The sequence below is a fragment of the Glutamicibacter sp. NPDC088483 genome (assembly GCF_044753145.1).
Lineage (GTDB): Bacteria > Actinomycetota > Actinomycetes > Actinomycetales > Micrococcaceae > Glutamicibacter.
In genome coordinates, this window is the sequence record NZ_JBIVMP010000004.1 from 21,124 (window position 1) to 35,295 (window position 14,172).

Sequence of the window (14,172 nt, forward strand, 5' to 3'; positions counted from 1 at the left end):
GGGCCTTCGCGCTGCCTGCTTAAAGCCGGTCGCGCAGCGACTGCACCCAGGCACGGGCTTCACTGAATGCCGCATCTGAATTATGGGTATCCACGGCCGGCTCCAGACCTTGGGCGGCTGGGTAGGAACCGAGGAAGCGCAGGTGCGGGGACAGCCGGTGCAGCCCCGACAAGGCGGCGGCAACGCGTTCCTCGGCCACGTGGCCTTCGATATCGACGGAGAAGAAGTACTCGCCCAGGCTCTTGCCTGTAGGACGCGATTCGATGCGCGAGAGGTTCACGCCGCGGGCGGTGAATTGCTCGAGAATTTCCATCAGCGCACCGGGACGGTCCTCGGGCAGCGGCAGGATCAGCGTTGACTTGTCCACGCCGGTAGGCTGCGGAATCCTTCCCGGACGAGTCACGAGGATGAAGCGGGTCACCGCGCCGATATTGTCCTCGACCCCGCTGGCCAGCACCTTCAGGCCGCGCTCCTGGGCTACCAGCGGAGAGCAGATCGCCGCATCATGCGGCGGTTCGTCCTCTTCGAGAGCCAGGGCGCCGGCTGCCGTGGAAGAAGCCGGGGTGAATGCGGCCCCGGGAATATTCGCTTCGGCCCATAAGCGGCACTGCGCCCAGGCATGCCCGTGGGTGGAGATCTGCCTGATCTGCTCCAGCGAGTCGATGCCGGGGCGTACCGCCAGCACGAAAGTGATCGGAACCAGGATTTCGGAAACAATCTGCAGGGCTTCGCCCTGCGCAATGGCGTCCAAGGTGGCCGAAACGCCGCCTTCTACCGAGTTCTCGATCGGGACCATCGCCGCGTCCGCGGTCCCCTCGCGCACCATGGTCAGCGCCACGTTGACGTTGGAGGCCGCGATCCGCTGCGCCTCGGCAGCCCCGGGAACCTGCAGCAGGGCCGACTCGGTGAAAGTGCCAGCAGGTCCCAGATAGGCATAGTTCATCGTACGGTTGGCTCCTGGCCGTTATCCGCTTCCATTGGCAAGCCCGCTTCGATCCACGCATCGGAACCGCCGGCGACGTTGAAGGCGGTGTAGCCCATCACGGTGAGCCACGATGCGGCCTGGGCCGAACGGCCACCGGTACGGCAGATGACGTAGGTGTCTACATCCGGGTCAAGCTCGGAAATCTTCTCTGGCAAGGAGCCAAGGGGAATATGGGTTGCTCCGGCAGCACGGCCGGCTTCCCATTCGAAGTCTTCGCGCACGTCAAGGATGAAGGCATCCTTCGGGACATCATTGACCGAAACAGTCTCAAAATCGCTCACGGCTAGCATTCCTCTCACATAGGGTGTTTGCTTATAAGACTAGTCATTTCCTGCGTCGAAAGCCGACATGTTTCCCTCAAGCGCCCTGAAATTGCGAGACGAGCTGGCCCGCGGCGAGCGTTCAAGCCGCGAGGTCACCGAGCACTACCTCAAGCGCATCGAAGAGCAGGCGGACCTAGGTGCTTTCGTCCACGTGGCAGAAAATGCGATGGAGGCCGCGGCAGCGGCGGACCAGGCGCATGCCCGTGGCGACATTGGCCGCTTGCATGGGCTCCCCACCGCGTTCAAGGACCTCAATGACGTGGCCGGGATGCCTACCACCTATGGCACTGCGGCGATGCCTGCGATGGTCGCTGAACGTGATCACTCCTTGGTGGCCAGGCTGCGCGCCGAGGGCGTGGTGGTCCTGGGCAAGACGCAGGTTCCGGAATTCGGGCTGAGCAGCTATTCAGAGAACCTCGTGGCGCCCCCATCACGCAATCCCTTTGATCCCACGCGCTCGTCGGGCGGTTCCTCTGGCGGGCAGGCCGCGGCGATTGCCGCCGGCATGATTCCGCTGGGTCCGGGCTCTGATGGCGGCGGTTCGGTTCGCATCCCCGCGGCCGCCTGCGGGCTGGTAGGCCTGAAGCCTTCTTTGGGCCGCGTTCCCAGCGACATCCTTGATGGCTACACCGATCCCATGGGCGCACCGAAGCTAGCGGTTAGCGGACCGTTGGCCCATGATGCCTTGGATGCGGCTTTGCTGCTTGACGCCATGCGCGGCAAGGACCACTATCTGCCGTTGCTGCAGGGAAGCTACCCCCAGCGCCTGGACGGGCTGAAGATTGGGTACAGCATCCATTCCCCGTTTGAACCGGTCTATGAAATTACCCTGGCGCAAGAAGCCCGGGCTTCATTTGCCCAGGGCCTTGAACGCCTTGGAGAACGGCATCGCGTCCAGCCGGCCAACCTGCACTACGCCACGGACTATCCGGAAACCTTCGCGGCGGTGTGGACCAATGGGCTGAAGGACGTTCCGGTCGCGGATGATTCGCTGCTCGGCGATTTAGCAAGGGATTTCCGCCGACGCGCCGCCGACCGCTCGCTGGAACAGAGCCTGCAGGCAGGTTCGAGGTTGAAGCAGATTGCGGCCGACTTCGTGCGCCAATGGTCCGCCTACGATGTCGTGGCCACCCCTGCCATGGCCTCGATCCCGCCGATGATCGGGCACTATACACAATCCACAGCCGATGTGGATTATATGTTGCAGTGCCGGTACACCCCCTACACTTCCATGGTGAACGTCGCCTCAGTAGCGGCCATCACCGTTCCGGTAGGCTACTCCAACGAGGGGTTACCAATGAGTATTCAGCTGATTTCCCCGCGCTCGGACGAAGGACTGCTGCTCGCGCTGGCAGCCCAGATGCAGGTGTGACCTTTCCCATATAAGTAGGTACTCGGGTGGGCAAGGGCGAAAAATATTACGTATGTCTACTGCAACAACGAGCACCAAAGCTTCCGGAAAGACCTTCTTCGGTCACCCCGGTGCGCTCGCAAGCCTCTTCAGCGTGGAAATGTGGGAACGATTCTCCTTCTACGGCATGCAGGGCTTGCTGGCTTACTACATGTACTACTCGGTCACCGACGGCGGCCTGGGCATGGACCAGGGTCTGGCTCTGTCGCTGGTCGGCGCCTACGGCGGCGCTGTCTACCTGTCCACCATCCTGGGCGCGTGGCTCTCCGACCGCCTGTTCGGCTCGGAACGCGTCCTGTTCTTCTCGGCTATCGCGATCATGATCGGCCATATTGGCCTGGCGCTCCTGCCCGGCTATGCCGGACTGGTTATCGGCCTGATCTTCGTTGCCGTCGGTTCCGGCGGCCTGAAGGCCAACGCTGTAGCCCTGGTGGGCTCCCTGTACTCCAAGGAAGATCCGCGCATCGATGCCGGCTTCTCCCTGTTCTACATGGGCGTGAACATCGGCGGGCTGCTTGGCCCACTGCTCACCGGTTGGCTGCAGGTCCAGTACGGCTTCCACATCGGCTTCGCCGCTGCCGCGGTCGGCATGGCTATCGGCCTGGGGATCTATGCCCTTGGACGCAAGAAGCTGCCGGACTCCGGCCGCATCCCAAGCAACCCGCTGCCTGCCTCTGAGCGCAACCGCTATGTGGTCATCTTCGCTGCCGTGATCGTTTTGATCATTGCCGCTTTCGCATCCAAGATCGTGACTCCGGAGAATTTGGCAAGCACCATCGCCTACGTGGTGATCGCCGCTTCGATCATCTACTTCGCGTTGATCCTGCGCAGCAAGAAGGTTGACGCCACCGAGCGCAAGCAAGTCTGGGCATTCATTCCGTTCTACATCGGTTCGGCTGCCTTCTGGGCCCTGTTCCAGCAGCAGTTCACCTTCATTGCCGCTTACTCGGATCAGCGCCTGGACCGCCACCTGGGCAGCTGGGAAATGCCACCGAGCTGGGTTACCTCGATCAACCCGGTCTTCATCATCATCTTCGCCGGTATCTTCGCCGCATTGTGGACCAAACTGGGCAAGCGCCAGCCACGCACTTCAATGAAGTTCGGCCTGGCACTGGTGGTTGTGGGTGCGGCCTTCTTGCTGTTCATCCCGCTGGAATCCTTCGTGAAGACCCCGCTGCTGGCGCTGGTCGGCATCCTGCTGCTGTGCACCTTTGCCGAGCTGCTGCTCTCGCCAGTGGGCCAGGCAATTGCCACCAAGCTGGCTCCGGCCGCCTTCGGCACCCAGATGATCGCCTTGTTCTTCCTGTCGGTTTCGCTGGGCACCACCCTGTCGGGTGTGCTGGCCGGCTACTACACCGAGGGCAACGAGATCCCGTACTTCATCGCCATGGGCGGCACCGCTGTTGTCCTGGGTATTGCCATGATGGCAGCTACCCCGGCCTTGAAGAAGCTGATGGGCCCGATCCTCTAAGCGTTCGAGCATGCGAAAAGCGGTTGGTTCATTTGAACCAACCGCTTTTTTCATGCCCGGGGATTATCGAAGAAGCCCTTGTGAGAAGGTCACGTTGTCGTAATACGAGTCGTAGCCGAACCCGGTTGACAATGCCCAGAAGAACCAGATGGCTACCGCGTAAATGACTATGGCTAGTGCCAATCCAATCCATGAGGTAATTAGCCCGGCCAGGCTCAAGCCCCGGGAGCTGGGTTCACGCCGGTAGGCCAGGTGCCCGGTAATGACTCCGGCCAGCGGAACAAGGATAATGACAGTGAAGCCTAGCAACGACAAGATGCCAAGCACCAGGGAAGCCACCGAGAGGCCGGCGGATTCAGGCGGTCGTTGGTAGGGGTTCTGCGGATACTGGTAGTAGCTCATTTGCCTACCATTCTTCTACGAAACTGCGATAAGCGCATCAATCTGAAAGGCAATCTGTGGCACACCTCCGAGCTGGCCAGCCAGCCCAAGAATCAGACCTGATCAATTTGCAGGAGGTACTCGATGCCTACAGCACCCTGGTTCCTTCCAGCGGCAACCCCGACCAGGCCGTCATTTTCGGCACCTCGGGACATCGCGGAAGCTCCCTGAACACCACCTTCAATGAAATGCATATCGCTGCGATCACCCAGGCCGTGGTCGACTACCGCAACGGTGCGGGGATCACCGGCCCGATGTACGTGGGCAAGGACAGCCACGCACTCTCCGCGCCCGCATACCGCACCGCCCTTGAAGTCTTGGCAGGCAACGGCGTCACCGTGCTCGCCGATGACGGACTGACTCCCACTCCAGCGGTCAGCCACGCAATCCTGGTACATAACGCTAGCGGCGGCGAACAGGCCGATGGCCTGATCATCACCCCATCGCACAACCCGCCAACCGACGGCGGCATCAAGTACAACCCGCCGCATGGCGGACCGGCAGAATCCGGAATCACCGGACCCATCGCTGCACGGGCCAACGAATTGCTGGCCAGCGGAGCGGTCAAGCGCGGCGAGCCGAATGCCCGGCCCTTCGACTTCCGCGAACTGTACATCGCCAATTTGGCTGAAGTCATCGACTTCAAGGCCATCGCCGAGTCCGGCATTTCCATTGGCGCAGATCCGCTGGGCGGGGCTTCGGTGCACTACTGGGGCGAAATTGGCCGCCGATACGGCCTGAACCTCGAAGTGGTCAACGAGTCCGTGGATCCGCGCTTCGGCTTCATGACCTTGGACAAGGACGGGAAGATCCGCATGGATTGCTCCTCCGCCCATGCAATGGCCTCCCTCGTGGCCAATCGCGAGAAGTACGACATCGCGACCGGCAACGATGCCGATGCTGACCGCCACGGCATTGTCACCCCGGATGCCGGCCTGATGAATCCGAACCACTTCCTGGCCGTGGCCATCGACTACCTGCTCACCCACCGTCCGCAGTGGCCAGGTGATGCCCAGATCGGCAAGACCCTGGTCTCCTCGATGCTCATCGACAAGGTGGTGGCTTCCCACAGCCGGACCCTGCGCGAGGTACCGGTGGGCTTCAAGTACTTCGTTGAACCGCTGGCTTCCGGCAGGGTCGCTTTTTGCGGCGAGGAATCGGCCGGGGCGAGCTTCTTGGACTTCTCCGGCAAGGCGTTCAGCACCGACAAGGACGGCCTGATGCTGGCCCTGCTGGCCAGCGAGATCCGCGCAGTAACCGGCAAGAGCCCCAGCCAGCTGCATGCCGAACTGGTAGAGCGCCACGGCCCCAGCTTCTACGACCGCTTTGACGCGCCCGCAAACCGCGAGCAGAAGGCCGTACTGGGCAAGCTGGACCCATCGATGGTCACCGCTACCGAACTGGCATCGGATCCGATTACCGCCAAGGCCACGCAAGCGGCCGGCTTCCCCATTGGCGGCTTGAAGGTTTCCAGCGAGCACGCATGGTTTGCCGCGCGCCCATCGGGCACGGAAGACATCTACAAGATCTATGCAGAATCAACAAAATCACCCGAGCATCTGCAGCAGGTGCTGGCTGAAGCTCGGGTGATTGTTGATGCTGCGCTAGCTGGCTAGTGCAGCTTTGCGGTCCATGGATCGATGGCCACGGCTGGCTGCTTGCGGGTAGCCAGCCAGTGGCCCAGCCAGAGCAGCAGGAAGATCGGCAGGCCAATGTAGCTCGAAGCCATCTGCAGCAAGTTTCCATCCACGATCGCCTGGTAGTTCTGGCCGACGATCACCACGATCAGGATCACGAAAGCCAGGATCGGTCCCAACGGGAACAGTGGCGCCTTGTACGGCAGGTTCGCGAGATCCTGCCCGCTGGCAATATATGCCTTGCGGAATTTGTAGTGGCACACTGCGATACCCACCCAGGCAATGAAGCCGGAGAGACCCGAAACGTTCAGCAACCAGGTATATGCCGAACCCTGGCCGACAATCGCGGTCAGGAAGCCGAAAAGGCCTACCGAGGCGGTTAGCAGCATTGCCGGCATGGGAACGCCGCGCTTATTCAAGCGGGCGAAGATCTTTGGAGCCTTGCCGTCCAACGCCATCGAATAAAGCATGCGCGCAGAGGCATATAGGCCGGAGTTGCCTGCGGAGAGGATAGCCGACAGGATCACCGCATTCATCAGTGCCGCGGCGAAGGCTACGCCCGCACGTTCGAAGACCAGGGTGAATGGCGAGGTGGTGATATCCGATGCCTCGGAAGAGAGCAGGGATGGATCCATATACGGGATCAGCATGCCAATGACGAAGATCGCGCCGATGTAGAAGAGCATGATGCGCCAGAAGATCGCCTTGATGGCGCGTGGGATGTCGCGCTGGGGGTTCTCGGCTTCACCGGCGGCCACGCCGATCAGTTCGGTTCCCTGAAAGGAGAAACCGGCGATCATGAAGACCGAGACGATGGACAGCCAGCCGCCAACAAATGGCGCTTCGCCATCGGTCCAATTGCTGAAGCCAGGGGTGGAGTCGCCCAGGATGCCGAAGATCATCGCGACACCGCAGATCAAGAAGACCACCACGGTGATGACCTTGATCGCGGCCAACCAGTATTCGCCCTCGCCAAAGGCCTTGGCGGACAGCGCATTCAATCCGGTGAGCAGCACCAGGAAGATGGCCGCCCAGATCCATCCCGGGGCATCAGGGAACCAGTAGGACATGATGATGCCAGCTGCCACCAGTTCGGCAGCCACGGTAATGGCCCAGTTGAACCAGTAGTTCCAGCCGATCGCGAAGCCGAAGTGGCGGTTCACGAAGACCGTTGCGTAAGTCTGGAAGGAGCCGGCGACCGGAAGCCGGGCGCTCATTTCTCCCAACGACTGCATCAAGAGCAGCACCATCATGCCGATCAGCGCGTAGGCCACCAGCGAGCCACCGGGGCCAGCTTGGGCAATGGTGCCGCCGGACGCGACGAATAGTCCGGTACCAATCGAGCCGCCAATGGCAATCATCTGCATATGGCGAGCTTTGAGGCCACGCTTCAGACCGTCCTGAGACGGTGCGGGCTCAGTCATGCGTTACATCTCCTGATGCTTGAAAATTTCCAACCTATCAATCCAAGCACCCTGACAAGCCATAAAGCTATGAACCGCGCTACAGTAAGCGATCAATAATCTTTCGCTTGGCCCATGAATATGGAGGATATATTGCGCTCAGGGTATCAACGACGGTTGTTTTGTTGAATTCCGAGCGCATCTGCGAAAGCCGTTCGAACCCGTGCTTGCCGTGGTAGGCCCCCATTCCGCTCGGTCCCACACCGCCGAAAGGCAGGGTTGGAACGATCATCTGGGCCAACGGAGCATTATGCACAATGGAGCCGGCTCGCACCCGATCAGAGAAAATCGACTGCAGGCGCGGGCTTTCGCTCATCAGGTAAGCGGCCAGCGGCGACGGCCGCCGGGCAATGAATTCGAGGGCTTCCTCGAAGGTTTCCACTTCGATCACCGGCAGGATCGGACCGAAAATCTCTTCGGTCATCAAACTTCCCTCGAGGTCCACATTGCGCATGATGCTCGGCGCGATGCGCAGGGTATCCTCGTCGTACTCGCCGCCGAAAACCACCTCGCCTTGCTCGAACATCGACAGCAGCCGCTCAAAGTGCTTGCGGCTGACGATGCGGCCAAAGTCCGGATGGGTCAGCGGTTCCTTGCCGTAGAAGCTGGTGATGGCCTGGCCCAGGCGCCTGATGAGCTCAGACGAGTCGCCCACGCTCAATACGTAATCCGGCGCCACGCAGGTCTGGCCGGCATTCATGAACTTGGCGTAAGCCAAGCGCTTCGCGGAAGCCAACGAATCGTTCTCCACCACGGCCGGCGATTTTCCGCCCAATTCCAAGGTGGTAGGCGTCAGATGCTTCGCGGCCGCGGCAGCCACGATCTTGGCCACGCGTTCGCCGCCGGTGTAGAAAATGTGGTCCCAGCGGGCGGCAAGCAACTCGGTGGAGGTATCCACGCCGCCTTCAACTACCGCGTAAACCCGTTCGTCGAGGTAGACCGGGAGGAACTTGGCCAAGGCGCCTGAGGTCGCAGGAGCCAGCTCGGATGGCTTGATGACCGCAGCGTTGCCGGCAGCAATGGCCGCGACCAGCGGTGCGAGCACCAGCTGAACCGGATAGTTCCAGGCTCCGATAATCAGCACGACCCCCAGCGGGCGCGGCTCGACCTTGGCCATGGCTGGCTGCAAGGCCAGCGGAACCTTGACACTGGTGGAATCCATCCACTCAACGAGGTGGCGCTGGGCGAAATCTATTTCCGCGCGCACCACGTCGATTTCGGAGAATTTGGCTTCGGTGGCACTCTTGCCCAAGTCCTCGGCCAAGGCCTGGACGAAGTCTTCCAGATGCTCTTCCAGCATCTTCTCCAGTGCCTTGAGCTGCTGCAGGCGGAAGCGTCGCGGATGCGTGATCCGCGTGTCCGCAGAACGCCGCAAATGACTCAGAACTGTTGCTATGCGCGATGGATGCTCGTCCACCGGAGGTGCGGAATCACCGACCGGTTCGGGCAACGGAGTGGAAGTAAACAGACCCATGATTTGAGCGTACGTCACTGGGACTATTTTTCATCGTTTAATTCGCCAGAGGATTCAATATGTATCAAATAGTTGATACATTGATTTCCATGAACCAGTTCTCGGCGAGCGCCATATCCATCGCTTTCGTTGCCGCAATCATCTGCGTTTGGTTGCGTTCGGTGGCGCACAGGCGTGGAACACCAGCTATCGACCGGGCCCGATCCCACTCGTTCTGGTGCGCATTGATCGCATTCTTTGCTTCAACCTCATGGGATTTGTCTGAGACCTGGCGCGTTTCAATGACCGAGCCCAATTCAGGTTCGGCTCTCGCTGAAGCACTCACTCCGGGGATCTGGGTTCTTCTGGTTTACCTCATCGGCTTGTTCACTTGGCCCAAGGAACTCCAGCCAGTGCGCACCGCTTCATTAGAGGCCCGCAGCCTGACAACTCCGTTTCCCAAGGCCCTAGGGGCTTTCGTTGGGCTTTTGCTGCTGATCGCGGTCGGCTCCCTGTGGCCGGCGTCCAAAGTCGAAGGGCTCGTTGGCGTTCCGGCCTCGGAATTCACGACCTTTGATTTTGACGGCATCTATTCATACACGTCGGAGGGTCCGTATGATGGGCGGTTGCCGGGCACACAGATGCTCCCGGTATTCATCGTGGCCCTGGCAGGGATCATCGTGGCCGCGGCTGTGATTACCGTAGTTATCCTGAAAAAACCTGCCTTGGCCGGCATCTCGGTCGAAGACAACCAAGCGTTGCGCACGGTCTGGCTCAACCGCTTGATGCGCAATATCGGCATCGTCTTGCTGGCCTTCACCGTGTCGGTGGTCAATTACTCGCAGGCTAATTCGCCGGATGGACAGTACGAGTTCGTTAGCTATGGCGCCCTTGCGGTAGCCCTCACGTTGCTCTTCTGGGGACCGCGCTCTACATTCTCAGCTCAATCCACCACCAGGGAACGGACCGCCTTCTCGCGTTTGCGTGATCAACTATTCACCTTGCAATACGTAACTGCAGCACTCACCTTGCTCAGCGTTGCAATCGGCTGGTCATTCTTGCCACTGGATGACGAGCTCCAGATGCCTACCAATGAGCGAACTACGTGGATCTTAATGATCTTTGCCGGTGCGGCTTTGAGCTATGCCGTTCTCAATGCGCTTTATCTCAGCTACGTCAGCACGGTGGCCCGGCAGGCGTCTACAGCACCCAAGTACCACGCGCCCCTGCCCTTGTGGTCCTACATCGCCGCTGGCTTGCTGTTTGCCACCAGCACCTATTTTCTGCTCGATCCGCCGCTGGACTATTTGTGGGGCTTCGTGCCTCCAGGCAAGACAATGGTTGCAGGCTTGATCCTGCTGTTGCTGGCAACCCATCTTGGATTCGTCTGGTTCTCCCGCCGGGCAATTATTCCCTGGGCTGTCTCGTCGGCTGAAGAAATCTGGTACCGCAAGGTCCTGGAACTGCGTTCAATGCGTGTTAACACCAGTGCAGTGGTAGCCATGCTGCTCATTGGCTACGGATTCCCGGCCGGGCTGGGACTCTTTGCATTGCTCATCTTCGTTGTCCCAGCAGTCATTTTCCTAGAGCGCCCCGGTAGCGCCTTCGTGCGGGAACATCAGCCGGCAGCTACTTCATGAGCACGCAGATCAGTGTTGACCTCCAAGCAGCTACCCCGCCCTATGAGCAGATCCGCTCGCAGATTGCTTCACTGATCTCCTTGGGAGATCTGCCCTCGGGGAGCAAGCTGCCTACTGTGCGTGCGCTGGCCACGGACCTCGGCGTCGCTGTCGGTACAGTGGCGCGCGCCTACAAGGAGCTGGAAGCCGAAGAGCTGATCACCTCCCGACGCCGTGCCGGCACAGTGGTCAACGAGCGGCCGCAGCCGGTGGATACCAGTGAAGATCTCCTGGCCGCCGTGGATCACCTCTGGGCGTTGGCGGCCGCGCAGAAGGTGGATGCGGCCACGCTCACGGCCTTGGTGGCGCGGCGCGAGCGTAAGTAACTTGTCCTCGGAACCGGTTGTGCGTACGCTCTATGGCAGTGACACGGGGTGTCGGATCAACCGACTGAGATAAGACCCGTAGAACCTGATCTAGTTCACGCTAGCGGAGGGATGTCGCATGGCTTTGCATGCAGTTGCCCAAAAATACCGGCAACAATCACCTTTGGTTTTTTGCCTGACCAATACCGTCGTATCCAATTTCACCGCCAATGTCTTGCTGGCATCCGGGGCTTCCCCGGCCATGACGGATCTGCCCGGAGAGGCCGGCCCATTCGCGCAGGCAGCTTCAGCCGTATTGGTGAATTTGGGAACTCCAAGCACTGAACAGCTGACCGCCATGGAAGAAGCTGTGCAGTCGGCGAGCGCTGCAGGCACCCCCTGGGTCCTGGATCCAGTGGCAGTGGGAGCGCTTCCGGTGCGCACGGAGTTTGCCCGGCGCATTGTCCGGCAACGCCCGACCCTGATTCGCGGCAACGCCTCGGAAATCCTGGCCCTGGCCGGCCGGCAATCTGCTTCGCGCGGTGTCGATGCCTTGGATGAGGTTTCTGCCGCCTTGGCGGCGGGACGCGAACTGGCCACGGAAAACGACTGCGTAGTGGCCATTTCCGGCCAGGCTGACGCCATCATCGACGCCACGCGTACCGTCTTGGTGCATACCAACGGAATTGGCTTGACCCGGATGACAGGTGGCGGCTGCGCCTTGGGCGCGGTCTGCGCCGGAATGGTTGCGGTCCACGATGACCCGTTCGAGGCCACCATCGCAGCCCACGGTTTCTATGGCCTGGCCGCGGAAAAGGCCCTGGCTGGCAGCTCCGGTCCGGGCAGCTTCGCAGTTGCCTTCCTTGATGCGCTGTCGGCTGCCGATCCCGGGGAACTGAAAACTTTGAAGTACGAGGAATTGAACCATGCATAATTACGGCGCTTATCTAGTAGCCAACACTGCCAGCTGCACCCCACGCAGCACCCTGGAAGTTATCGAGGGCGCCGTCGCCGGAGGGATCGGGTGGATCCAGCTGCGCGCCAAGGATGAAAGCGCCCGGGAATTCTTCGAGCTGGCCTGCGCGGCTGCCAAGCTCACCGAGGGCAAAGCCCAGTTGCTGATCAATGACCGCATTGACGTCTACCTCGCGGCACGGGCTGCTGGCGCAGCAGTGAACGGCATCCATATCGGGCAAAAAGATGTGCCGGTACAGCTGGCTCGCCAGATCATTGGCGAGGGCATCATCGGCTTGAGTGCTTCCAGCGATGAGCAATTGGCCCAGGCGAACAAGGACGCCTCGGTGATCGACTACCTCGGTGTAGGAGCCATCCGCGCCACTCCGACGAAAAAAGACCATCCTGTTCCCCTGGGGCTGGACGGCTTTGCGCGAGCCGCTGCCTTGGCCAAGCTGCCCTGCGTAGCGATCGGCGCAATTACCCAAGACGATGCCGCCGCGATCCGCGCCGGCGGCGGCGCAGGCCTGGCCGTGGTCCGCGCCATCTGCAACGCCGAAGATCCGCAACTTGCCAGCGCGCAGCTGGTCGCAGCCTGGGAGGCCTCGAAATGAACATCCTATCCATCGCAGGCTCCGATCCTTCCGGCGGCGCCGGAATCCAAGCGGATCTGAAGGCCATTGCCGCCAACGGCGGCTACGGAATGTGCGTGATCACCGCTTTGACTGCGCAAAACACCCATGGGGTATCCGGAGTTCAGGCGATCAGCGGCGATTTCGTCCTCGCGCAGCTCGAAGCCGTGAGTACAGATATCCGCATCGATGCGATCAAGATCGGGATGCTGGCCAACGCCGAGGTGATCCGCGCAGTCACCAGCTGGCTGGAAACTGTTGACGCCCCCGTCGTGCTGGACCCGGTCATGGTGGCGACCAGCGGGGATCGCCTGCTCGACGACGAATCGGCCCTTGATTCGCTGCTGGATCGCGCCACGGTGATTACCCCGAACCTGCTGGAGCTGGCCAGCTTGCTGCGCGAGCCTGTGGCCCCTTCCTGGGACGAAGCCCTGCGCCAGGCCCAGCGGCTGGCTGCCAAGCACGACACGCTGGTGCTGGCCAAGGGCGGGCACCTGGCCGGGGCGGATTGCCCCGATGCCCTGGTGTCGGCGGGCGGGGTGCAGCTGGAGCTGCACGGACCGCGCCATGCCACCAGGAACACCCACGGCACCGGCTGCACCCTTTCCAGCACTCTGGCTACCCGCTTCGCTGCCACTGGAGATTGGATCGCCGCGTTGGAGCAGTCCAAGTCCTACCTCTCCAAGGCCATCGCAGCGTCCGACCAATTGCAGGTGGGCAGCGGCCACGGCCCGGTCAACCACTTCATCGACTTCTTCGGCACGGCAGATCCCATGGGCGACTGGTGGCAGAAGATCCAGCCGATCCGCGAGGAAATCGACCAGCTGGATTTCATCACCCGGCTATCCGAGGGCACCTTGGACCGGGATGACTTCCACTACTACATCGCCCAGGATGCGCTGTATCTGCTGCGCTATGCCAAGGTGCTTTCGCTGGCCAGCTCGATGGCGCCGGATCTCGGTGCCCAGCGTTTCTGGTCGCGTGGCGCCAACGGCATCCTCGATGGCGAGCTGCAGCTGCACGGCAGCTACCTGGACGAGTTCGCTGATACGCCCAGCGCCACCACGCTGAACTACACCAACCACCTGGCCGCCAGCCAGGAGAGCTACGGGGAGCTGATTGCCGCGATCCTGCCTTGCTACTGGCTGTACCAGGACATCGGCAAGCGGTTGTCGGCAGCCAACCATGCCGAGCATCCTTATCGGCAATGGCTGGAAACCTATGCATCCGAGGAATTCGATTCCGCCACCGAGCAGGCCATCGAAATGGTCCGCCAGGCGTTCGAGCAGGCAGATCCGCAGCTGCGGGCCAGCATGGAGGCCGCTTTCATCCGCTCGGCGGAACATGAGCGCTCTTTCTTCGCGCAGGCGCACGAGAACCGAGTAGACTTCTCTACGGCCTAAAACCCGCAGGGCCCG

At 61.2% G+C, this 14,172-nt stretch carries 14 protein-coding genes and 1 riboswitch; of the genes, 8 read left to right on the top strand and 6 right to left on the bottom strand.

The features are described 5' to 3' along the window. Nucleotides 1-19 precede the first annotated feature (19 nt). Nucleotides 20-943 carry a prephenate dehydratase gene (gene pheA, locus ACIP6G_RS09210; protein ID WP_105658641.1) on the bottom strand — a complete coding sequence of 308 codons (924 nt, stop codon included), beginning with the start codon at nt 941-943 and terminating at the stop codon, nt 20-22. Further along, the gene (locus ACIP6G_RS09215) at nt 940-1,266 is read right to left on the bottom strand and encodes a rhodanese-like domain-containing protein (RefSeq protein WP_105658642.1); all 327 of its coding nucleotides are present in this window, start codon (nt 1,264-1,266) and stop codon (nt 940-942) included. The genes pheA and ACIP6G_RS09215 overlap by 4 nt, the downstream gene beginning before the upstream one ends. Nucleotides 1,267-1,333: 67 nt before the next feature. On the opposite strand from ACIP6G_RS09215, the gene ACIP6G_RS09220 reads away from it, so the two are divergent. Further along, nucleotides 1,334-2,680 (top strand): amidase, encoded by a 1,347-nt coding sequence (locus ACIP6G_RS09220; protein WP_400289651.1) that lies wholly within the window; start codon nt 1,334-1,336, stop codon nt 2,678-2,680. A gap of 52 nt (nt 2,681-2,732) precedes the next feature. Further along, nucleotides 2,733-4,190, top strand: a complete 1,458-nt coding sequence (locus ACIP6G_RS09225) for a peptide MFS transporter (protein WP_105658644.1) — start codon at nt 2,733-2,735, stop codon at nt 4,188-4,190. A 63-nt stretch (nt 4,191-4,253) separates the two neighbouring features. Here the strand turns inward: ACIP6G_RS09225 and ACIP6G_RS09230 are convergent, their stop codons facing one another. After that, on the bottom strand, nt 4,254-4,592 hold the full coding sequence (locus ACIP6G_RS09230; protein ID WP_105658645.1) for a DUF4190 domain-containing protein: 339 nt from the start codon (nt 4,590-4,592) through the stop codon (nt 4,254-4,256). A 56-nt stretch (nt 4,593-4,648) separates the two neighbouring features. Between ACIP6G_RS09230 and pgm the strand changes: the two genes are divergently transcribed. Further along, nucleotides 4,649-6,247: a phosphoglucomutase (alpha-D-glucose-1,6-bisphosphate-dependent) gene (gene pgm, locus ACIP6G_RS09235; RefSeq protein WP_400289653.1), complete on the top strand. Its 1,599-nt coding sequence runs from the start codon at nt 4,649-4,651 to the stop codon at nt 6,245-6,247. Here the strand turns inward: pgm and ACIP6G_RS09240 are convergent. From ACIP6G_RS09240 to ACIP6G_RS09250, 3 genes are all read right to left on the bottom strand, one after another. After that, entirely contained in the window at nt 6,244-7,692 is a 1,449-nt protein-coding gene (locus tag ACIP6G_RS09240) for an amino acid permease (RefSeq protein WP_105658647.1), read from the bottom strand. The genes pgm and ACIP6G_RS09240 overlap by 4 nt on opposite strands. 79 nt (nt 7,693-7,771) lie before the next feature. Next, entirely contained in the window at nt 7,772-9,205 is a 1,434-nt protein-coding gene (locus ACIP6G_RS09245; protein WP_105658648.1) for an aldehyde dehydrogenase family protein, read from the bottom strand. A 64-nt stretch (nt 9,206-9,269) separates the two neighbouring features. After that, on the bottom strand, nt 9,270-9,500 hold the full coding sequence (locus ACIP6G_RS09250) for a hypothetical protein (protein WP_041648259.1): 231 nt from the start codon (nt 9,498-9,500) through the stop codon (nt 9,270-9,272). On the opposite strand from ACIP6G_RS09250, the gene ACIP6G_RS09255 reads away from it, so the two are divergent. The 5 genes from ACIP6G_RS09255 (at nt 9,487) to thiD (ending at nt 14,157) form a co-directional block, all read left to right on the top strand. Further along, nucleotides 9,487-10,824 (top strand): hypothetical protein, encoded by a 1,338-nt coding sequence (locus tag ACIP6G_RS09255; protein WP_400289655.1) that lies wholly within the window; start codon nt 9,487-9,489, stop codon nt 10,822-10,824. The genes ACIP6G_RS09250 and ACIP6G_RS09255 overlap by 14 nt on opposite strands. Beyond that, a complete protein-coding gene (locus ACIP6G_RS09260; protein WP_400289657.1) occupies nt 10,821-11,189 on the top strand; it encodes a GntR family transcriptional regulator in 369 nt (122 codons plus the stop codon). Before ACIP6G_RS09255 ends, ACIP6G_RS09260 begins: the two co-directional genes overlap by 4 nt. Before the next feature lie 34 nt (nt 11,190-11,223). Beyond that, nucleotides 11,224-11,318: riboswitch (TPP riboswitch) on the top strand. After that, nucleotides 11,308-12,102: a hydroxyethylthiazole kinase gene (thiM, locus tag ACIP6G_RS09265; RefSeq protein WP_332730924.1), complete on the top strand. Its 795-nt coding sequence runs from the start codon at nt 11,308-11,310 to the stop codon at nt 12,100-12,102. (Overlaps the previous riboswitch by 11 nt.) Next, complete coding sequence (thiE, locus tag ACIP6G_RS09270; RefSeq protein ID WP_105658652.1) at nt 12,095-12,736, top strand: thiamine phosphate synthase; 642 nt, start codon at nt 12,095-12,097, stop codon at nt 12,734-12,736. The genes thiM and thiE overlap by 8 nt, the downstream gene beginning before the upstream one ends. Then, a complete protein-coding gene (thiD, locus tag ACIP6G_RS09275; RefSeq protein WP_400289658.1) occupies nt 12,733-14,157 on the top strand; it encodes a bifunctional hydroxymethylpyrimidine kinase/phosphomethylpyrimidine kinase in 1,425 nt (474 codons plus the stop codon). The genes thiE and thiD overlap by 4 nt, the downstream gene beginning before the upstream one ends. Nucleotides 14,158-14,172 lie beyond the last annotated feature (15 nt).

Bases quoted from the DNA above. Each gene is read 5' to 3' on its own strand.
- pheA (WP_105658641.1), bottom strand. From the start codon at position 943: ATGAACTATGCCTATCTGGGACCTGCTGGCACTTTCACCGAGTCGGCC.
- ACIP6G_RS09220 (WP_400289651.1), top strand. From the start codon at position 1,334: ATGTTTCCCTCAAGCGCCCTGAAATTGCGAGACGAGCTGGCCCGCGGC.
- ACIP6G_RS09225 (WP_105658644.1), top strand. From the start codon at position 2,733: ATGTCTACTGCAACAACGAGCACCAAAGCTTCCGGAAAGACCTTCTTC.
- ACIP6G_RS09230 (WP_105658645.1), bottom strand. From the start codon at position 4,592: ATGAGCTACTACCAGTATCCGCAGAACCCCTACCAACGACCGCCTGAA.
- ACIP6G_RS09240 (WP_105658647.1), bottom strand. From the start codon at position 7,692: ATGACTGAGCCCGCACCGTCTCAGGACGGTCTGAAGCGTGGCCTCAAA.
- ACIP6G_RS09245 (WP_105658648.1), bottom strand. From the start codon at position 9,205: ATGGGTCTGTTTACTTCCACTCCGTTGCCCGAACCGGTCGGTGATTCC.
- ACIP6G_RS09255 (WP_400289655.1), top strand. From the start codon at position 9,487: ATGACCGAGCCCAATTCAGGTTCGGCTCTCGCTGAAGCACTCACTCCG.
- ACIP6G_RS09260 (WP_400289657.1), top strand. From the start codon at position 10,821: ATGAGCACGCAGATCAGTGTTGACCTCCAAGCAGCTACCCCGCCCTAT.
- thiM (WP_332730924.1), top strand. From the start codon at position 11,308: ATGGCTTTGCATGCAGTTGCCCAAAAATACCGGCAACAATCACCTTTG.
- thiE (WP_105658652.1), top strand. From the start codon at position 12,095: ATGCATAATTACGGCGCTTATCTAGTAGCCAACACTGCCAGCTGCACC.
- thiD (WP_400289658.1), top strand. From the start codon at position 12,733: ATGAACATCCTATCCATCGCAGGCTCCGATCCTTCCGGCGGCGCCGGA.